A 19,047-nucleotide genomic window follows, 5' to 3' on the forward strand; every position below is an offset into this window, starting at 1 on the left:
GCTACGAAGCCCGGGCTTTCGGCCAATTTCATTCGATCTGATTCGTTAAATAGCGGGCTATTCGCCTCATCAGATCGATAAACTTGTCTCGAAATCCGTGATTCTCGCGACGATCGGTCAAATCCGACAGGCTCCTAGATGAGGCGGACCTTGGCGAGAGGCCGCCATTCAGTGTCGAGGGGCGTCGTCGGTCATCCGGTCTTCCGTCGGCGGCTCGAAACGCCGGTTCACGTGATGCAAGAGTTCGAATTGACGATCGCACTCGCGACAAGCGCTGCACATCGCGAGATGCAGGCGTAATGCCGCTCGCTCCCCGAGGGTCAGCGGGCGATCGCGTTTCAGCGACATCAGGCGGGTGGCCGCTTGGCATTTGTTCATGAGGCTGTCTCCGTGTTCAGCCAGCCCTTCTCGATGCAACTGCGCAGACGAAGCCTGGCGCGGTGCAGCATCACCCAGCAGTTGTTCTCCTTGATGCCGACCTCCCGGCAGATCTCCGCGGTCGACAGCCCCATCAGCTCACGCAGCGAAAAAATGCGCGCCAGGTTATCCGGCAGTCCGATCATGCAGGCATCGAAGGTCTGCCAGAAGACCTGGTTGTCGAGGTCGAGATCCGGATCTCCCCAGGCAGCGGGGCGTGCCTGAGGGCTCCAGTGGCCGTTCTGCTGAAACATGCGATCGATGGCGTCGTCGTCCGATTCGTCCTCCAGCGGCTGCCACTGGCCGTTTTTCTTCTGGGCCCGCATGGCATCCAGGATCTTGTACTTGAGAATCCCGAAGACCCAGGTTTCATAGCCGGAGTGACCCTGGAAGCTCGCGGTCTTTTCCATGGCGGTGAGCAGTGCATCCTGTACGGCGTCCTCGGCCTGGCAACGATCGCACAGATGGAGCAGCGCGAAGGACACCAACCGAGGGCGCACTGCCTCGAGGCGTTGGCGCAGGGTCTCATCGTCCGTGACATGGGGCTGGCTCTGGTTCACGAGTCCTTTCCCTTGAGCGTTGGGCTGATGGTGCATGGATCGAGCGGATGGCCGGCATGGCGGTACCCTGCCTGTCGACCCTGACACCATCCTGATGTCATGGCTCATTGAAATGTCCATGCGATTTTCAACGACTGGCCGGGCCAGACAGCCAGGCATGGATCAGGGCGTCCAGCGAGACCAGGCCGGCACCGCGCAGGATCAGGGTCAGCAGGCTGGCGGCCCAGAGTCCGTGGGTGACCCAGGCGCCGGGGTAGACGAAGACCTGGATCACCAGGGTCATGCCTAGCAGGCCGACGGCAGCAAGCCGGGTTGCCAGTCCGGCCCACAACGCCAGCGACAGGCTGATCTCGGCAAGGGTCGCCAGATACGCCGCCAGGGCCGGGGGAATCACTGGCAGGTCGTATTCGTTCTCGAACAGAAAGAAGGTGCTCTGCGTGATGCCGCCGGCATCCACCTTGGTCAGGGCCGAGAGGAAAAAGACGCTGCCCAGCACCAGACGCATCAGCAGCAGGACGACATCCAGCGGCAGTCGGTCGAGGCAGGGGGCGAACTTCAGATAATAGCCGTGGAGTGGCTTGCGCCAGTCAATCTTCATGCGGGTGTCTCCTGAGCCTGGGTCAGGCAGCCCAGCGCCAGCAGGGTGCCCAGCGCCTCGCTGACCTGCGCCTGATCCGCCTGGCGGGCGCTGGTCGCCAGCGCCTCGCCGAGTGGGGTGGGGGTCGCCAGGGTCTGATAGAGTCGGCGCGTGCTGGGGTTGACTGGGTGTATCTCGACACGCCGGCCCAGGCGGATCAGCAGCCATGGCCAGTCGCCGGCGGCGCCAACGGGGGCGTGGTCTTCGCCGCGCTCCAGGGCGTGCCAGAGGCCCAGCACATCGTGGAAGCCCTCCACCAGCCGGGATGCCGGATGCGTCATGCAGCAGACGGCTTGCGGGTCCTCTGCCTGGCCCAGCAGATCGGCGCTCAGTGGCGCGGCATCGGCCGCGTGGCTGACGCTGAGTCGGGCATGCTCGAGTCGGCAGATATCCACCACATAGCGGTAATCCTGCATCACGGTCAGGCGCTCCAGCGCCTCGGCAAAAGCCTGGCCGTAGTAGCGCAGGCGTGGCTCTTCGGGGAGCCGTTGACGCACATGGTCGCTGGCCACACTCCGAAAGAAACGCTCGCCGAGCAGTGTGCGGGTGTGCGGAAAGGTCTGGGCCAGGGCCTCGATCAGGCTGTGGCGCACATTGTTGCGATAGACATCGAAGCCCGGCTGATGGCCCAGCCGGCTGTCGCCGGCCTCGCCAAACTGCAGGGCCCGGGCGAAGTCCCGTTGCCATTCGGCGAGCGACGTCATGAGGCCGACTCCAGGCAGGCCAGCGGTGCCGTGGCCGCGCTGGCGTGATAGCGTCGGGCGAGGGCCGCTTCTTCCAGCCAACGCGGCAGGCTGGGGATGCGGGTATCCCATTCGATGAGGGTGGGCACCGCCGGCAGGGTGTCCGTCAGCTGGGCATAGCGCTGCCAGACGGCCTCGCAGACCGGGCTGCCGTGATCGTCGATGCGCAGGGGCGGCGTCGCCTCGGTGTCCAGCGAATGCCCGGCCAGATGAAACTCGCCCACCGCCGACAGGGGCAGCGCACTCAGGTAGTCACTCAGGTCTCGTCCCAGGTTTTCGGCGCTGATGTAGGCGTTATTGATGTCCAGCAGCAGGCCGCAACCGGTGCGCCGGACGAGCTCGGTCAAAAAGTCGGCCTCGCTCAGGGTGTTGTCCAGCGCCATGTACAGGCTGGGGTTCTCGACCAGCAGTTGTCGCCCCAGGGCCTGCTGGGTGGTGTCGACATGGCGGGCCACCACCTCGAGGCTTTCCTCGCTCAGCGGCAGTGGCAGCAGGTCATTGTAGAAATCGCCTTCCAGTCGGCTCCAGGCCAGGTGCTCGGAGACACGCACCGGGTTCAACTCGTCCACCAGATGCACCAGACGGGCCAGGTGCTGGTCATCCAGCGGCTCGGCGCTGCCCAGTGACAGACCGACGCCATGCACCGACAGCGGGTAGCGCGCGGCGATGGCGGCGAGATCGTCGCGCATGGGCCCGCCCGCGCTCATGTGGTTTTCGGCGTGCAGTTCGAGAAAGTCGATGTCGGCCCGCTCGGCGATCAGCTCGGTCATGTGCTGGGGCTTCAGGCCGATGCCCTGGGCGGCGCGAGGCAGGCGGTGGGCATCCATGAGCATGTCAGTTCCTCCTCTGTGGGTAACAGGCTCCTGCCGATATCCGGCTCACCCCGCGGGGTGAGCCGGTGACATTCAGGGACGCTCGATGGGTTCCAGGCTGCCGTTGCCGTGCGGGGTCTCGATGCTGGTGCAGCTGCCTTCGGGGACCAGGGTCCAGGCATTGCCCTGGTAGTCGACGGTGGAGGTGCCGGCGCAGGTGGTGCCCGGTCCCGCCTTGCAGTCGTTCTCGCCGGCCAGGGCGACGCCGTAGCACTTTTCCATGGCCTCTTTATCGTCGGCCATGGTGGTGCCCATGGCGCCGGCCTGGGCAATGGCGGTGGTGATGATGGCGGCCATCAGTGTGGACTGTTTCATGGTTTGCCTCCGTGGGCTTCTGCGTTGTGGGGCGCCATCGAGCACCGTGTCGATATGTCGATGGGCAACGTTTTGTCGCGGCAGACGGCGAAACCTTACACAGGCCATGGAAACTCGTCGGCGGCGACGCCTCAGAGCTCGATGATCGGTCCGCCGGCGGCCTCGGCGTCGGCGCGATCATGAGTCACCATCAGGGTCGGCAGGCCATCCCGGCGGATTCGTTCGAACACCAGGCGTCGCATCTCGTCGCGCAGGGCGGTGTCGAGCTTGGAGAAGGGCTCGTCCAGCAGCATGGCTCGGGGGCGGGCGAGCAGTACCCTCATCAGGGCGACTCGGGCGCGTTGACCACCGGAGAGGGTTCCTGGGTCGCGTTCGGCAAAACCCGACAGGCCGATGTCGTCGAGCGCCGTGTTCACCTCGTCTCGCCGTTGTCGACGCGAGCCGCCCGCCGGCATGCCGAAGGCCAGGTTGCCGCCTACATCGAGATGCGGAAACAGCAGGGGATCCTGGAACAGCAGGCCGAGACGTCGTCGCTCCGGCGGCAGGAGACCGAGATCGGTCTCGCCGAGCAGAACGCGTCCCGAGGCCTGGAAGCCGACCGGCAAGAAGCCGGCGATATGCGCCAGCAGGGTCGACTTGCCGACGCCTGATGGCCCCATCAGGGTCAGGATCTCGCCGGGGGCAACACTGGCCGAGATGTCGATCAGGGGGGGGCCGCCATGAGTGATGGCGATCTCGTCCAGTCGTAGAGGGGCGGTGCTCATGCGGCGTCTCCAGACAGCATCTGTCGGCGGTGGCGCCACCACAGACGGGGAAGGGCCGTGGCCAGGGCGAAGCCGAGGGCCGGCAAGGCGAGCTGGTACAGGGCGTAGACAGCGGTGAGTCGGCGGTCACCACCACTGGCCAGGTTCACCGCCTCGGTGGTCAGAGTGGTCAAGCGGCCGGCGCCGAGCAACAGGGTCGGCAGGTACTGGCCAATGCTGACGGCGAAGCCCACGGCACCGGCGACGAGGATCGGCGCGGCGAGCATGGGCAGACGGATGCGCAGGAAGATGCTGGCGGGCGAGGCGCCCAGAGTCGCGGCGACCTGGCGCCAGCGGGGATCCTGCCGACGATAGCTTTCCGCCAGGGACAGGAAGGTGTAGGGCAGTACGAACAGGGCATGGCTCAGGGTCACCGCCGGCCAGCCGGCGTTCAGCCCTGCCTGGGTCTGCCACTGCACGAGTCCCTGCAGGAAAGCCACCTGGGGAACCAGCAGTGGCAGGTAGAGAATCAACTGGGTACCGGCGCTCAATGGGCGACGACGATGCGTCTCGGCTTCCAGGCACCCGAGGGTCAGCACCAGGGCGATGCCGGTGGCAGCCAGCCCGATGGTCACGGTATTCGAGAGGGAGGTGCCGATGCCCATGGTGGCCTGTTGCCAGGCATGCAGCGTCAGCGGGGCGGGCCAGGCGTCAGGGAAGGGCCAGTAACCGGCCAGCGACCAGAGGATGAGGCCGCCCAGGGCGGCGACCAGCACGCCGATGGCCAGCCAGGTCATCAGGGTGCCGAGGCCTCGTCCCAGGCGTTCGCCGCGTCGTCGGTGCCCATCGCGCAGCCAGCCGGCCCCCAGTCGCGAGACCAGCCGCTCGCCCAGCCACCAGATCAGCAGGGCCCCGGCGGTGACACCGATCTGCAGCAGTGCCCCCGCGGCGGCCTGGAAACGCATCGTGAGATCGGGGTCCCCCAGCCAGCGCACCACGGCAACGGCCAGGGGCGGCGGTGTCGAGGGGCCCAGGATCATGGCCACTTCGATGTTGGCGGTGGCGAAGACGATGATCGCGTAGAGGGGGAGTCGGATCAGCGGGTAGAGCGCCGGCATCACCCCCTTGAGAAAGCCGTTGATTCGCCCGTAGCCCAGCGAACGGGCCATCATCAGGCGTTCCCCGGCTCGGCACTGGGGCAGGGCGGCCAGACTCATCAGCAGCAGAAAGGGAATCTCCTTGAGGGTCAGCCCGAGCGCCAGGGCCAGGCCGATCGAGTCCCCCGGAAACAGATAGTCGGGCGGATGGGCCCAGCCGCTGAGCCAGGGCGAGACCAGGCGACTGGCCAGGCCAGAGGGCGTCAGAAGGAAGGCCAGGCCGATGGCGGCGGCCGCGTGGGGAACCGCCAGCAGCGGCGACAGCAGGCGCCGTATCGCGCCGAAGGCGCGCGTCTCGAGAAAGGTGGCCAGGCAAAGCGTCACGATGATCAATGTCGCCAGGGCGCTGGCCAGACCGGTGAGCAGACTCAGACGGATCATGTCATCGAGGCCGGGCGCGCTGCCGAGCGCCTGCCAGTGGCTCAGTGTCCAGGCCTCGCCGCCCAGCGCCGGGTGCCAGCCGAAAGCCGGGGCGACCACGCCGGCCAGGCCCAGGAGCACCGGCAGGATCAGCAGCGCCAGGGCAATGGCGGGAACGACGCGTATCGCGGTCACGAAGTACGGCATCAGTGTCGTGCTCTATCGTCAGCCATCGCCATAACGTACCTGCCACTCCGCTTCCAGGGCCTCGACCCAGCTTGGATGGGGCTCGGGCAGGACGTGTTGCAATGCCTCGGGGGGCGGGCTTGCGGGATGGCGGTCGCCCTCGAAGGCCTCGCGTTCGGTGGTATCGAGACGGCGCATGTCGAGCACAGTGGGGTCGCCCCAGACATCGATATCCTGCTTGCGGGCCTGAGCCTCGGGCGACAGCAGGAAGTTGGCCAACACCATGGCGCCGGCCTTGTGGCGAGCGTTGAAGGGGATTGCCACGAAATGGACATTGCCCAGGGTGCCGCCTTCGAGCACATAACTGCGGGTGTTGGGCGGCAACTGGTGGGCAGTCACGGCGGCCGCCGGTTCGGCGGGATTGAAGGTGAAGGCCAGCGACAGCTCGCCGTCCCCCATCAAACGCTTGAGCTCGGGGCCACTGGATGGAAAGTGTCGTCCCTGGCGCCAGAGGTGGGGGTGCAGGGCATCGAGATACTCCCAGAGCGGCGCGGTCACGGTCTCGACATCATGGCGTGAGGCGGGGTCGGCCAGCATCTCCGGTTCCTCGACCCTGGCGAGCAGCGCCTGCTTGAGGAAGGTGCTGCCCAGGAAGTCGGGCACCAGGGGGTAGGTGAAGCGGCCGGGATGTTCGCGGGCCCAGGACAACAGCTCCGACATGTTGCGTGGTGGCGTCTCGAGCCGCTCGGCGTCGTAGTAGAAGGTCAACTGCGCCTTGCCCCAGGGCGACTCGTAGCCCTCGGTCGGCAGGGTGAAGTCGGTGAGCATTTCGGGATTGTCGTCGGGCGCCGTCAGCGAGAAGTTCGGCAACCGGCGGGCGAAGGGCCCGAAAAGCAGGCCGCGTTCTTTCATGGCGGCGAAGTTCTCGCCATTGATCCACATCAGATCGACGGCGCCCTGGTCATCGTTGCCGGCGGCCTGTTCGGCGACGACCCGGGATATCGTTGTGGCGATGTCGTCGACCTTGACGTGCACGACGTCGAGGTCGTGCCGTTCGTCCATTCGGTCGGCCACCCAGCCGATATAACGGTTGATGGCGGGATCGCCGCCCCAGGCGCTCCAGTAGACGGTCTGTCCCTCGGCTTGTCGTTCGACGGCGGGCCAGGGGGCGTCAAGCGGTGATTCGGCGTCGGCGGCCAGGCTCGGGATGGGGGCGATCGAGGCGGTGGCTAGAGCAAGGGCAAGGACGAAACGGCGTGACATCGGCGGCATCCAGGTCGAGGGCATCCCCTGATGGTAACCGCTACGGGGCAAAGAAAAAGGGCGTCACCGTGACCGGGACGCCAAACGAGCCAGCATGCCAGGCATGCAGGGATGCGGCGGCCATGGGCTGCCACGAGAGAGCTGGTTGGCACGAGGGGGGCCTTGCCTCCGGGTGCCTGGAGATGCGCCTCAGGCCAGGCGTTGTCCCGAGACGCTGGGATGAAACAGTGGCTGAACGGTGTTGCCGTCCGGGTCCTTGCAGTAGAGGCTGCGCCCGCCGTCGGCGTGGTCGTGGGGGCCGCGCACCACCTCGACGCCTTGCGCCACCAGGTAGTCGTGCCAGGCGTCGACATCGTCGCGCTCGTCGACGACGAGGCCGAGGTGATCGAGGCGTTGCGGGTCGCCGCCGGTCGCCTGCTTGGCGCGGGCCAGGGAGACGTTGTCGTTGCCCAGCGTCAGGTAGACCAGATCCGCGTGGGCGCGCCGCAGGATGTCCATGCCGAGGATCTCGACGTAGAAGCGCTCGCAGGCTTCGAGATCCTGAACCTGCAGGGCGATGTGGCGCATGCCGTTGAACGGGGCGGGGCGTTGCATGAGGCCTCCTTGTGCGCGGTCGAGGTTGAAACGTATAGTGGAAAATATTTTCACATATCGTTGCTTTCCACAACCCCAAGGAGATTCCCATGTACTGCATCATCGTCCAGACGCGGCTCAAGCCCGGTACCCGAGAACGCTTTCTCGAGGCCATGCTGCCCAATGCCGAGGCGTCGGTGCGCGAGGAGCCCGGCTGCCATGCCTTCGATGTGATCGAGGATCGCGACGAACCGGACCTCATTCACCTCTATGAGATCTACACTGATCAACAGGCCCTGGTGGCCCACAAGGAAACGTCCCACTACAAGGAGAGCCGTGCGGTCGTCAATGAACTGATCGCCGAGCAGAAGGTGATTCGCGCCGATGTCCTGGCGATGAATCCCCGGCACTGAACGAGCCGATGGACCGGCGGGACGACTCACTCTATCTGCCGTTTCGAGGTGAGGCGCATGTACGTCGAGCCGAGGCACCACCCGCGTCACGCCGCCATCTGGCTGTGCCTGGCCTGTCTGTTGCTGGCGGGTGCCCTGCTGGGATGGCAGGCGGTCGCCCAGGAGGCCCCGAGGGAGAAGGGCATGGCGTTGGCGATGACCCTCGAGGGGGCCATCGGTCCCGCCACCAGCGACTACTTCCAGCGCGGCCTGGCCATGGCCGAGGCGGACGACGCCGAGCTGGTGGTGGTGCGCCTCGATACGCCGGGCGGCCTGGATGCCTCGATGCGCGACATGATCAGCGCCATGCTCGCCGCCGAGGTGCCGGTGGCCTTCCATGTCGCGCCCGCCGGCGCCAGAGCTGCCAGTGCCGGGACCTACCTGCTCTATGCCAGTCATGTGGCGGCCATGGCGCCGGCAACGCATATGGGATCGGCCACCCCGGTTCAGCTCGGCGGCGGTGGTGTGCCGGGCATCGGCGGCGAGCCCGAAACGCCGGATGATGGCGAAGGTGCCGGCGATGCCGCCTCGGAAGGCGAAACCGACACGACGGACTCCGCGGAAGAGGGCGCCTCGGACAAGCGCCGTGGCGAGACCGCCATGGAGCGCAAGGTGCTGGAGGACGCCGTTTCCTATATTCGCTCCCTGGCCGAACGCCATGGGCGCAACGCCGACTGGGCCGAGTCCGCGGTACGCGAGGCGAGCAACCTCACCGCCAGGGAGGCCCTGGAGCGTAATGTCATCGACGTAGTGGCCACCGACCTCGATGAGCTGCTCGCCCGGATCGACGGTCGCGAGGTGGTCATGGACGACGGCCGGCGCACCCTGTCCACCGAGGGGCTGGTCATCCAGCGTTTCGATCCGGACTGGCGAACCCGACTGCTGGCAGTGATCACCAACCCCAATGTCGCCTACTTCCTGATGATCATCGGCTTCTACGGCCTGATCTTCGAGCTCTCCAATCCCGGCAGCCTGGTGCCCGGTACCGTGGGCATCATCTCGCTGCTACTGGCGTTGTTCGCCTTTCAGGTGCTACCCATCAACTATGCCGGCCTGGCATTGATCCTGGTCGGGTTGGGGCTGATCGTCGGCGAGGCCCTGATGCCCAGCTTCGGGATTCTCGGCATGGGCGGCATTGTGGCCTTCGTGATCGGATCGGTGATGCTGATGGACGCAGATACGTTGAATATCTCACTGCCCCTGATCGGTGGCGTGGCCCTGGTGGCGGCCGGCCTGATGCTGTGGGTGGTCACTCGCTTCATGGGCTTGCGTCGGCGCCCCGCGCGCACCGGCCAGGAAGAGTTGCTGGGCAGCGAGGCCCGAGTGCTCGAGGGCTTCCGGGGCGAGGGCCACGTGCGCTTGCACGGCGAGCGCTGGAATGCCCGCAGCGAGGTGTTTCTCGAGCCTGGCCAGGTCGTGCGGGTGATCGACATGGATGGCCTCACGGTCGTGGTCGAACCGACAGACGCCGCGGCCACAGGCGTCAACGATGAGGAGAATGCGTCATGATGCTTACCTATCTCGTGCCGGCCGTCCTGGTGCTGCTGTTGCTGGCGGCCTCGATCCGCATCCTGCCGGAGTATAAGCGCGGCGTGGTGTTCTTCCTGGGGCGCTTCCAGTCCGTCAAGGGCCCCGGACTGGTCATCGTCATTCCCGCCATCCAGAAGATGCAGGTGGTCGATCTGCGGGTGATCACCATGGATGTGCCCGAGCAGGACGTGATCTCCCAGGACAACGTCACCGTCAAGGTCAATGCGGTGCTCTATTTCCGGGTCGTGGACCCGGAAAAGGCGATCATCCAGGTGGAGCACTTCGTCAACGCCACTAGCCAGCTGGCCCAGACGACCCTGCGTTCGGTGCTGGGCAAGCACGATCTCGACGAGATGCTCTCCGAGCGCGACAAGCTCAATGACGACATTCAGGAGATCATCGATGCCTCGGCCGAGGGCTGGGGCATCAAGGTCGCCAACGTGGAGATCAAGCATGTCGACCTGGACGAAAGCATGATCCGCGCCATCGCCCGCCAGGCCGAGGCCGAACGCGAGCGACGCGCCAAGGTGATTCATGCCGAAGGCGAACTGCAGGCCTCGAAGAAGCTGGTCGACGCCGCCAACATCATGTCGGAGAACCCGGCCGCCCTGCAGCTGCGCTACCTGCAGACCATGAGCGACATGAGCAACAAGAATGCCTCCACCATCGTGGTGCCGCTGCCCATCGACATCATGGAAGCCTTCCAGCAGGCCAAGGGCACCAAGCCGTCAAGGGACGAATGAGCCGAGCTCCGGGCGGCAGGGCTGTCGCATTGGGCCTGTCGACGGATCAGCTTCGATAGCCCTGCTCCAGGCGGAGGGGTGGGTGCAGAGCCTGATGGAGTCTGGTAGACTCTTGCGCTCTTGTCGGGGACGCTTCTTAGACTTTCGTTCAACGCCCCGCTGATGTCGAACCAGGGAACCGATAGACCGTGATGACCCCTCGTTCCGGGCTGGCCACGCCGCCCTAGCATTCCCCTTCCAATTCCGGACCGCGATGCCGTCGTCACGATGTCATCACGGTCGGGCATCGTCGTGATGCCCAGGGCGTCCTTGCGCCCGCCCCGCGACTTTCCGCTTTTTCGACACAACGCCTTGGCGCCGACATCCACCGTGATGTCGATCCGGGGGCGCGATGCCCTCTGGGCCCATGGCATGACAATCATCCCCTGACTGGACCGCAGCATGTACGAAAAAATGAAACTGAGTTGGTTCTCCAACCTCAAGGGTGACACTCTCTCGGGCATCGTCGTTGCCCTGGCGCTGATTCCCGAGGCCATCGCCTTCTCGATCATCGCCGGCGTCGACCCCAAGGTGGGCCTCTATGCGTCCTTCGCTATCTGCGTGATCATCGCCTTCGCCGGCGGACGTTCGGGCATGATATCGGCGGCTACCGGTGCCATGGCGTTGTTGATGGTGACGCTGGTCAAGGAACATGGCCTCGAGTACCTGCTGGCTGCCACCCTGCTCACCGGCGTGCTGCAGATCATCGCCGGCTATCTGCGCCTGGCCGACCTGATGCGCTTCGTATCACGGTCGGTGGTCACCGGCTTCGTCAATGCGCTGGCGATCCTGATCTTCATGGCCCAGCTACCCGAACTCACCAATGTGACCTGGCATGTCTATGCCATGACCGCGGCAGGGCTCGCCATCATCTATCTGTTTCCCTATGTGCCGGTGATTGGCAAGACACTGCCGTCGCCACTGGTCTGCATCCTGGTGCTCACCGCCGTCTATCTCACCACCGGCATGGAGATTCGCACCGTGGGCGACATGGGGGAACTGCCGGATAGTCTGCCGATTTTCCTGTGGCCGGATGTGCCGCTCAATCTGGAAACCTTGTCGATCATCTTCCCTTATTCGTTGATGCTGGCCGTGGTGGGACTGCTCGAGTCGATGATGACCGCGACTATTGTCGACGAGCTGACCGACACGGGAAGCAACAAGAATCGCGAATGCAAGGGGCAGGGCATTGCCAATATCGGTGCCGGGCTGCTCGGCGGCATGGCGGGTTGCGCGATGATCGGTCAGTCGGTGATCAACATCAAGTCGGGTGGACGCCGCCGCCTTTCGACCCTGATTGCCGGTGTCATGCTGCTGATGATGGTGGTATTTCTTGCTGACTGGGTCTCGCAGATTCCCATGGCCGCGCTGGTAGCCGTGATGATCATGGTCTCCATCGGGACCTTCAGTTGGGCGTCGATCCGTGACCTCAAGAAGCATCCCATGTCGTCCAATCTGGTGATGCTGGCCACCGTGGCCGTCACGGTGAGTACCCACAATCTGGCCATGGGGGTCTTTGTCGGCGTGTTGCTGGCGGCGCAGTTCTTCGCCAACAAGGTCGGCAATATCCTCTATGTCGGCGTCGAAGACGGCGAGGGCGAGCACAGTCGGGTCTACAAGGTGGTCGGCCAGGTGTTCTTCGCCTCATCGGAGCGTTTCGCGGCGGCCTTCGACTTCAAGGAAAGCGTGGAGAAGGTCACCATCGACCTGTCCCGCGCGCATTTCTGGGATATCACCGCCGTGCAGGCGCTGGATCGCGCAGTGATCAAATTCCGTCGTGAAGGCACTGAGGTCGAGCTGATCGGCCTGAACGAAGCCAGCGCCACCATCGTTGATCGCTACGCCATCCACGACGACCCGGAAGCCGTCGAAAAATTGATGGGCGGCCACTGAGTGCTTGCCATGGCCGCCCCTGTGACGGGGCGGCTGCGATGGTGTAGAACATGGGTAACAAGACAACACACGCCAGCTTCAGGACAGACAGATGACAGAACAGGTGATGGCCGCCATCGACGGCTCGCAATTTTCCGAGGGTGTCTGCGACTATGCGGCCTGGGCCAGCCTGGCGCTCGAGGCGCCCCTGACCTTCCTGCATGTGGTCGATAATCATCCCCAGACCGCCGAGGCGGATCTTTCCGGCAACATTGGCCTGGGGTCCCGGGAGCATCTACTCGAGGAGCTTTCGCACCTGGATGAAGAGCGTGCCAAGGTCGCCCAGGAGCAGGGACGCCTGATGCTCAAGGCCGCCGTCGAGCGTGCGGTGGACGATGGTGTCGCCGAGCCGGCGACGCGCCAGCGCAACGGCACTCTCGTCGAGACCCTGGACGAACTGGAGGACGAAATACGCCTGCTGGTGATCGGCAAGCGCGGCGAGACGGCGCATCAGGCCAGCGAGCATCTGGGGTCCAGCCTGGAGCGCGTGGTGCGAGGCCTGCACCGTCCGATCCTGATGGTGCCGGAGACCTTCAAGCGCCCCGAGCGGGTGATGATCGCCTTCGATGGCAGCAAGACCACCCGCAAGGGCGTCGAAATGCTGGCCAGCAGTCCACTGTTCCAGGGCATTCCGGTGCATGTGGTGATCGTCGGCGCCGAGACCGGCGACCATCGCTCCCAGCTCGACTGGGCACTGAAGACCCTGCGCGACGCCGGCCACGAGGCGGAAGGCGCCATCCGGGCCGGCGAGGTCGAGGAAACCCTGCGCACCTACAAGGACGAGCACGCTATCGATCTGGTGGTGATGGGAGCCTATGGCCATTCACGCATCCGGCACCTGCTGGTGGGCAGTACCACCACGGCCATGTTGCGGCGGGCTAGCGTGCCCGTGCTGCTCCTGCGTTAAGAAGGCACTGAATAAATACCTGCGCGGGCAAATCGCCACGCTATAGCCGCCATCCTTGGCGGCTACCCTACGGGCCCGTCTAAAGACGGTTCAAATTCGCTCCCGGCGAATTTGTGCGCGGTGTTCGAAGCCGTCACATATACCCCATATGCTCCGACTTCTGTGCTCCGTGCGCCTTGCGCTTTACTCCGCTCGCCGATTTGTTCAGCGCTTCCGTGACCGCGAGGTTGCGTCAGCCGCCCCGGGCTGCCGGGGTGGCCAGCACGGGCTGGGCGATACCCCAGCCGCCGGCCAGCAGGGCCAGCATGCCGATCAACACAGAGGTAAAGCTGGCGCCGAGGTCCAGGGCCACGCCGAGAATGGCGGGGGCGATACCGGTGGAGAAGACCATGCAGGCGGTCAGCGTGGAGCGCAGCGTTCCCAGATGCTCGGCGCCCCAGATCCTCACCAGCAGGCTGGTGGCGATGGATTCCTGGGCGCCCATGGCGAGTCCGCCGCCGACCATCAGCGCCCAGACGCCGGCGTTGCCGCCGTGCAGAATGGCGATCAGCAGCGCCGCCACATAGGGCACGAGATACAGCCGTGCCACTCTCGCGGGGCCCAGGCGGTCGACCCAGCGTCCGCCGAGCAGTGCGCCGGGCAGCTTGGCGAGTCCCATGCCGGTCAGCGCCAGGGCGTAGACGGCCAGGCTGCTGCCCAGGTCTTCGGTCATCCGCGCCTGGTAGATGAACAGTCCCGTCATGGTGACCGGCAGTATCATCAGCAGGGGCAGCAGTTGCCAGAAGCACCGTTCGCGAAAGGGACGCGGGCCGTCGTGGCGTCGGGCCCGATCCGGGCGCTTGCCGGGGGCCTTGGGCCAGCTGCCGCGCCACAGCAGCGGAATCCACAGCCCGGCCAGCAACAGGCTGAACAGCCACCACAGCTCGCGCCAGCCGAACCATGCCAGCAGCGCCGCCATCACCGGGGGCAGCAGGGTTTCACCCAGCATGATGCCCATCCCCACCAGCCCGAGAGCACGGCCGCGCATGGTCGTGAATTCACGCCCGGCCAGCGTATTGCCCAGGTGGGACATCATGCCCTGTCCGCATAGCCGCACCAGCCCGAGGCCCAATAGTCCGATCCCCCACCAGGGCGACAGCGTCAGCAGCAGCACGCCGAGCAGCAGCATGGCGAGAACGGTCGACGCGAATCGCCGCGGCGATATCCAGTCGATGCTGGGACCGAAACGCAGCATGGCGAAACCGGCGATCAGGGTGACCGCCGAGTAGGCGGTACCGAACTGGCCCGCACTGAGGCCCAGTCGCTCGGAGAGCGGTGCCTGGAAGAGGCCGACGAAGTAGCTCTGACCGAGACTCGAGGAGAACATGGCCAGAAAGGCGATGCTCAGCAGGCCCCGGTGATCGCGCAGGAGGGTGCGGTACCCCATGTGATGGATCCTCCATGAAACGACGAATGCGATATCGGTGGCGAGATGGCAGGATGAAAGAGGCGTCCCTGATCTCCAGGTCATACAGGATATCACTCATATATCGAACGATTGGGCGTGGCCCAGTCAGCCGGAGACGATCATGAATCACCCCGAACTGGATATGGAGAGCGTCGAGGCGCGGCTGCACGAACTGAGAGCCGATTTGCAGGCACAGAGCGAGGCCAGCCAGGAATCGCGCGACACCGTGATGCTGGATCAGACCTCGGTGGGGCGTCTGTCGAGGATGGACGCCCTCCAGGGGCAGGCCATGGCCAAGGCCGAGGAAGAGCGACGGCAATTGGCCCTGCGGCGGATCAGTGCGGCCTTCGAGCGGATCGAACGCGGCGAGTATGGCGAGTGCATCGAGTGTGGCGAGTGGATCGGCGCCAAGCGCCTGGACTGGGATCCTCTGGTGTTGAAATGTATCGATTGCGCCGACTGAGCTGGTGATTAACGCTGCTTTTTCTCGCTTTCCTGGGGTAGTATGCCTCGTTGATACATCCTGCCAGGAGAAACATGAATGAGCATCCAACGCCATGACACCAAGGCGCGCATGAGCCGTGCCGTCATCCACAACGGCGTCGCCTACCTGTGCGGCCAGGTGGCCGGTCCCGAAGCTCGCCACGGCGACATTACCGTCCAGACCGAAAGCATGCTGGCCCGCGTCGAGGCCCTGCTCGACGAGATCGGCTCCGACCGCGAGCATCTGCTTTCGGCCACCCTCTACCTCAAGGACGGGAGCGACTTCGCCGCCATGAACGCCGTCTGGGACGCCTGGGTGCCCGAAGGGCATGCCCCGGCACGCACCTGTGTCTGCGCGCCGATGCCCGCCGATGAGTTGAGGGTGGAGATCACCGTCACTGCCCTCGTCAAGGACTAATAGCCCAGCCATCCAATAGCTCGTCCTGATTGATTGGATTATCGCCCGCACCACGCTGGCGCAGATGCGCGGATCTTCTGGTGTGGCGCGGGCTCGCGCCGGCCTGATGGCCGGCGGCGGCACGTCCCTGTGCCGCGATTGACCCGACATAAAAGCTTGCCGGGTTAATAACCAGGCGCCTCCAGCGGCGCTTCCTTCGGCCTGAACCGCCGTGACAGCGCGTCCACGGCGATATTGAGCGCGGCGGTCACCAGCAGCAGAAAGAAGGCGATGTCGAACATCAGGTACTGGAAGTTCTCGTCGATGTAGTAGCCCAGGGTGGCCACGCCCAGCATGCCCAGTATCGCGGTCTCGCGCAGGATCACCTCCGCCCGGTAGTAGAGCAGCGCCAGCAGGCTCGGGTAGAGGCGCGGCAACAGCTCGTAGGCCAGTCGGCCCGAGGCGGGCAGGTGGGTCATGCCGGGCGTCAGGCTGTCGGCGTGGCGGGCGATGAGAAAGGCGATTAGCGCGCCGTTGTGCAGGGCCAGCGCCAGCCAGGCCGGGAGCATCGAGGGACCCAGCAGCAGCAGGAAGATGAACGCCAGCATCAGCTCCGGCGTGGAACGCAGCAGGACCAGCAGACCACGGCCTGCGAGGCGCGAGACGCGATTGCCGAAGTGACGGCTGGCCAGAGGCCACATGAGGAGGGCCACCAGTAGGCTGCCCACCGTGCCCAGCAGACCGAGCAGCAGAGTATTGCCGATGGCCGGGGCCAAGTCGGGGATGCGCGTCAACCAGGTGACGAGACCCGGCCAGTCCCACGCGAGCAATGGTTGCGGCCAGATGTCCTGACTGACGAAGCGCCACAGCAGGGCGCTGTCCACCGAGGGCCAGGGGCCGAGCAGGAAGGCGCCGCCAATGGCCAGCACCGGCAACAGTCGGCGGTGGCTCCACCAGGGCAGGCTGGCGATCAGCAGATAGAACAACCAGAGCAATGCGCCGGCCTCATGGTAGCGGCCTTCGCGGAAGGCGGTCTCGAGTTGGAACCCGAGGGTCGGCAGGCCGACGAAGCCCAGCAGCACGCTGGCGCGCAGGCCACACTCGAAGCGGTAGCGGGTATAGGCGGCCAGCCGGGGCCAGGCCAGCGGCAACTCGGTATAGACGAAGCGAACGAGTCGGCCGACCCCGGGTGGCAGGGCATCGCCGGGCGCCCGGGGCGTCTCTTCGAGGATCTCGGCATAGACCTTGGCAAAGATCCCGGCATAGGGGATGGCCAGCGCGGCCAGGGCGGTAAGGGCCGAGAGCCCGAAGACCTGCAGGAACAGCAGGGCCCAGAACAGCTCGTGGATGGCCCGCAGGAAGGCACAACTGGCGCGGACCAGGCGGGACTTGCTGAAGAGCAGCGCCAGGGGAAAGCCGAGCACCATGCCGGCCAGTGTTCCCCAGAGCGCGACCGAGATGGTCAGCCCCAGCGCATGGAAAGGGGATTCCACAGCGCCCCAGGCCGGCCAGGCGAGCCCCCGGGCCATGCGCGAGATCTCGGCCCATGGGTCCCGGGTGATGATCGAGAGATCCGCCAGGGGCAGCAGCAGCAGGGACAGCGCCACCAGCGTCAGGGTATGGCGGGCCAGCCGGGGGCCCAGGGCGTCGCCGGTGAACCACAAGGGGCGAGCGAGCGGGGTCACGCTTGCCCCCGATAACAGGGCAGCGGACGGGGCGACGATGTCGTGTCGGAGGTGGCGGTCGCCTCGGCGTCGGGGTAGAGGGCATCCAGGTCGTCGAGACTCAGCTCGGTGGCTGGCGCGTCGACCGCCAGCTGACCGTCCCGCAGTCCCCAGACTCGGTCGAAATGGGAGAGTGCCAGCTCGCGCTGATGCAGAGCGATGACGCAGGTGTCGTGTTGCGCATCGATCAGCGACAGCAGGCGCAGCGCCTGGTGGGGGTCGACGCTGGCTACCGGTTCGTCGCCGAGAAACAGACGGCGTCGCTGGTACAGGGCGCGGCCGATGGCGGTGCGCTGGCGCTGGCCGCCGGACAGCTGCCCCACGGGGCGACGCAACAGATCATCGATGCCGAGTTGCTCGCAGAGTCCGGCGATTTCCCGCCAGGGCCCGCGCAAGGGGCGCACCAGATTCCACAGGTTGGCCAGAGCCGAATGCTCGGCCAGACGCCCCATGTAGATATTGTGGTAAACCGCCAGCCCCGGCACCAGGCCATGATGCTGCGGGCACCAGGCGACGTCATCACCCAACCGGGCGCGCAGGGCCGCCAGCAGCGTCGACTTGCCGGCGCCGCTGGGGCCGAGCAGGGCGACGCGCTCACCGGGATTCAGGGTCAGGCTCAGGCGTGGCAATACCACTCGATCGCCGTGACCGAGGTCGACATCCTTCAGGGCCAGTAGCGGGGCTTGGCGTTCCGGCATATCAGCGCAGCAGGCCGAGCGATTCCGCCACCTGCTCGATGGGTGCGTACATGTCGTTAGCGGCGGGGATGAAAGCCGAGCGCGGGAAGCTCTGCAGCAGCTCGGGATCGTCCATCGCCAGCAGGGCATCGCGCACCCGGTCGCCGAAGCCGTCGCCGAAACGCTCGTCGGCATCGCCGCGCAGGGTCCACTGATAGTCCGGGTAGCTGGGGGTCGACCAGATCACCTCGACCTTGTCGGTATCGACGCGGTCGTCCTCGACGGCGGCTTCCCAGACGGCGTAGTTGACGGCGCCGAGTTCGTAGGTGCCGGATTCGACCAGGGCGATGGTGCGCGAATGATCGCCGGAAAAGCCGACCCGCGAGAAGACGTCCTCGGGGGCCTCGTCGAAGCGCTGGCGCAGGAAGTGCTCGGGCATCAGCCGGCCGGATGTCGAGGTCTTCGAGCCGAAGGTGAAGCTCAGGTCACGAATGTCGCTCGGCAGTTCGTCAGCGCTCTCCAGGCCGGTGGACTGGTGGGCGATGAAGTAGCTCTTGAACTCGGCGTCCTCCTGGCCCTGGGCGAGCGCCCGGGAGTCAGGGACCAAGCGACGTGCCTGGACGCCGGAGAGGCCGCCGAACCAGGCCAGCTGCACCTGGTCGTTGCGAAAGGCCGTGACCGCGGCGCCGTAGGACTTCACCGGAACGTACTCCACCTCGACGTCCAGTTGCGCCTCGAGATAGTCGGCGACCTTCGAGAAGCGCTCGATCAGGCGCGATTGGTCCTCGTCGGGAATGGCGGTGAAACGGAAGGTCTCATTGGCCTGCGCCCCCTGGGCGAACAGGGCCAGGGCGGCGGCAGTCGTGGCGATCCAGCGCATCGGCGGTCTC

General features: G+C 65.7%; 21 protein-coding genes. 7 read left to right on the plus strand and 14 right to left on the minus strand.

Going from position 1 to position 19,047, the window contains the following annotated elements; translation table 11 throughout:
• Positions 1–168 precede the first annotated feature (168 nt).
• The 10 genes from RSO41_RS07695 to RSO41_RS07740 all read right to left on the minus strand — a co-directional run bounded on the left by RSO41_RS07695 (position 169) and on the right by RSO41_RS07740 (position 7,847).
• Positions 169–378: a zf-HC2 domain-containing protein gene (locus tag RSO41_RS07695; protein ID WP_315618513.1), complete on the minus strand. Its 210-nt coding sequence runs from the start codon at positions 376–378 to the stop codon at positions 169–171.
• Positions 375–977: a sigma-70 family RNA polymerase sigma factor gene (locus RSO41_RS07700; protein ID WP_315618515.1), complete on the minus strand. Its 603-nt coding sequence runs from the start codon at positions 975–977 to the stop codon at positions 375–377. Before RSO41_RS07700 ends, RSO41_RS07695 begins: the two co-directional genes overlap by 4 nt.
• Positions 978–1,104: 127 nt before the next feature.
• Positions 1,105–1,575, minus strand: coding sequence for a DoxX family protein (locus RSO41_RS07705; protein WP_315618516.1), 471 nt, complete (start codon positions 1,573–1,575; stop codon positions 1,105–1,107).
• Positions 1,572–2,318, minus strand: coding sequence for a DNA-binding domain-containing protein (locus tag RSO41_RS07710; protein ID WP_315618517.1), 747 nt, complete (start codon positions 2,316–2,318; stop codon positions 1,572–1,574). The genes RSO41_RS07705 and RSO41_RS07710 overlap by 4 nt, the downstream gene beginning before the upstream one ends.
• A complete protein-coding gene (locus tag RSO41_RS07715; protein ID WP_315618518.1) occupies positions 2,315–3,190 on the minus strand; it encodes a DUF692 domain-containing protein in 876 nt (291 codons plus the stop codon). Before RSO41_RS07715 ends, RSO41_RS07710 begins: the two co-directional genes overlap by 4 nt.
• A 72-nt stretch (positions 3,191–3,262) precedes the next feature.
• The gene (locus RSO41_RS07720) at positions 3,263–3,544 is read right to left on the minus strand and encodes a DUF2282 domain-containing protein (protein WP_315618520.1); all 282 of its coding nucleotides are present in this window, start codon (positions 3,542–3,544) and stop codon (positions 3,263–3,265) included.
• A gap of 131 nt (positions 3,545–3,675) precedes the next feature.
• The gene (locus RSO41_RS07725) at positions 3,676–4,308 is read right to left on the minus strand and encodes an ATP-binding cassette domain-containing protein (RefSeq protein WP_315618521.1); all 633 of its coding nucleotides are present in this window, start codon (positions 4,306–4,308) and stop codon (positions 3,676–3,678) included.
• Entirely contained in the window at positions 4,305–6,011 is a 1,707-nt protein-coding gene (locus RSO41_RS07730; RefSeq protein WP_315618522.1) for an ABC transporter permease, read from the minus strand. Before RSO41_RS07730 ends, RSO41_RS07725 begins: the two co-directional genes overlap by 4 nt.
• 18 nt (positions 6,012–6,029) lie before the next feature.
• Complete coding sequence (locus RSO41_RS07735) at positions 6,030–7,253, minus strand: ABC transporter substrate-binding protein (RefSeq protein WP_315618523.1); 1,224 nt, start codon at positions 7,251–7,253, stop codon at positions 6,030–6,032.
• Between the two features lie 189 nt (positions 7,254–7,442).
• On the minus strand, positions 7,443–7,847 hold the full coding sequence (locus RSO41_RS07740) for a VOC family protein (protein WP_315618525.1): 405 nt from the start codon (positions 7,845–7,847) through the stop codon (positions 7,443–7,445).
• 89 nt (positions 7,848–7,936) lie between these two features.
• Here RSO41_RS07740 and RSO41_RS07745 point away from each other — a divergent pair, with 89 nt between their 5' ends.
• From RSO41_RS07745 to RSO41_RS07765, 5 genes are all read left to right on the plus strand, one after another.
• A complete protein-coding gene (locus RSO41_RS07745; protein WP_275286350.1) occupies positions 7,937–8,239 on the plus strand; it encodes a putative quinol monooxygenase in 303 nt (100 codons plus the stop codon).
• A gap of 57 nt (positions 8,240–8,296) precedes the next feature.
• Complete coding sequence (locus tag RSO41_RS07750; protein WP_315618526.1) at positions 8,297–9,787, plus strand: nodulation protein NfeD; 1,491 nt, start codon at positions 8,297–8,299, stop codon at positions 9,785–9,787.
• The gene (locus RSO41_RS07755) at positions 9,784–10,551 is read left to right on the plus strand and encodes a slipin family protein (RefSeq protein ID WP_315618528.1); all 768 of its coding nucleotides are present in this window, start codon (positions 9,784–9,786) and stop codon (positions 10,549–10,551) included. Before RSO41_RS07750 ends, RSO41_RS07755 begins: the two co-directional genes overlap by 4 nt.
• A 441-nt stretch (positions 10,552–10,992) precedes the next feature.
• Positions 10,993–12,483 carry a SulP family inorganic anion transporter gene (locus RSO41_RS07760; RefSeq protein ID WP_315618529.1) on the plus strand — a complete coding sequence of 497 codons (1,491 nt, stop codon included), beginning with the start codon at positions 10,993–10,995 and terminating at the stop codon, positions 12,481–12,483.
• Between the two features lie 91 nt (positions 12,484–12,574).
• Positions 12,575–13,429, plus strand: a complete 855-nt coding sequence (locus RSO41_RS07765; RefSeq protein ID WP_315618530.1) for a universal stress protein — start codon at positions 12,575–12,577, stop codon at positions 13,427–13,429.
• Positions 13,430–13,661: 232 nt separating this feature from the next.
• Here the strand turns inward: RSO41_RS07765 and RSO41_RS07770 are convergent, their stop codons facing one another.
• On the minus strand, positions 13,662–14,855 hold the full coding sequence (locus RSO41_RS07770) for an MFS transporter (protein ID WP_315618531.1): 1,194 nt from the start codon (positions 14,853–14,855) through the stop codon (positions 13,662–13,664).
• Between the two features lie 142 nt (positions 14,856–14,997).
• On the opposite strand from RSO41_RS07770, the gene RSO41_RS07775 reads away from it, so the two are divergent.
• Together RSO41_RS07775 and RSO41_RS07780 are read left to right on the plus strand one after the other, a co-directional pair.
• The gene (locus tag RSO41_RS07775; RefSeq protein ID WP_315618532.1) at positions 14,998–15,339 is read left to right on the plus strand and encodes a TraR/DksA family transcriptional regulator; all 342 of its coding nucleotides are present in this window, start codon (positions 14,998–15,000) and stop codon (positions 15,337–15,339) included.
• Positions 15,340–15,417: 78 nt separating this feature from the next.
• The gene (locus RSO41_RS07780; protein WP_315618533.1) at positions 15,418–15,777 is read left to right on the plus strand and encodes a RidA family protein; all 360 of its coding nucleotides are present in this window, start codon (positions 15,418–15,420) and stop codon (positions 15,775–15,777) included.
• Positions 15,778–15,941: 164 nt separating this feature from the next.
• On the opposite strand, the gene RSO41_RS07785 is transcribed toward RSO41_RS07780, so the two are convergent.
• From RSO41_RS07785 to RSO41_RS07795, 3 genes are read right to left on the minus strand one after another with little or no spacing between them, the layout of a single operon-like run.
• The gene (locus tag RSO41_RS07785) at positions 15,942–17,441 is read right to left on the minus strand and encodes a PhnE/PtxC family ABC transporter permease (RefSeq protein ID WP_315618534.1); all 1,500 of its coding nucleotides are present in this window, start codon (positions 17,439–17,441) and stop codon (positions 15,942–15,944) included.
• Positions 17,438–18,178 (minus strand): ATP-binding cassette domain-containing protein, encoded by a 741-nt coding sequence (locus RSO41_RS07790; protein WP_315618535.1) that lies wholly within the window; start codon positions 18,176–18,178, stop codon positions 17,438–17,440. Before RSO41_RS07790 ends, RSO41_RS07785 begins: the two co-directional genes overlap by 4 nt.
• A gap of 1 nt (position 18,179) precedes the next feature.
• On the minus strand, positions 18,180–19,037 hold the full coding sequence (locus RSO41_RS07795; RefSeq protein WP_315618536.1) for a putative selenate ABC transporter substrate-binding protein: 858 nt from the start codon (positions 19,035–19,037) through the stop codon (positions 18,180–18,182).
• Positions 19,038–19,047 lie beyond the last annotated feature (10 nt).

The sequence above is a fragment of the Halomonas sp. I1 genome (assembly GCF_032334135.1).
Lineage (GTDB): Bacteria > Pseudomonadota > Gammaproteobacteria > Pseudomonadales > Halomonadaceae > Halomonas.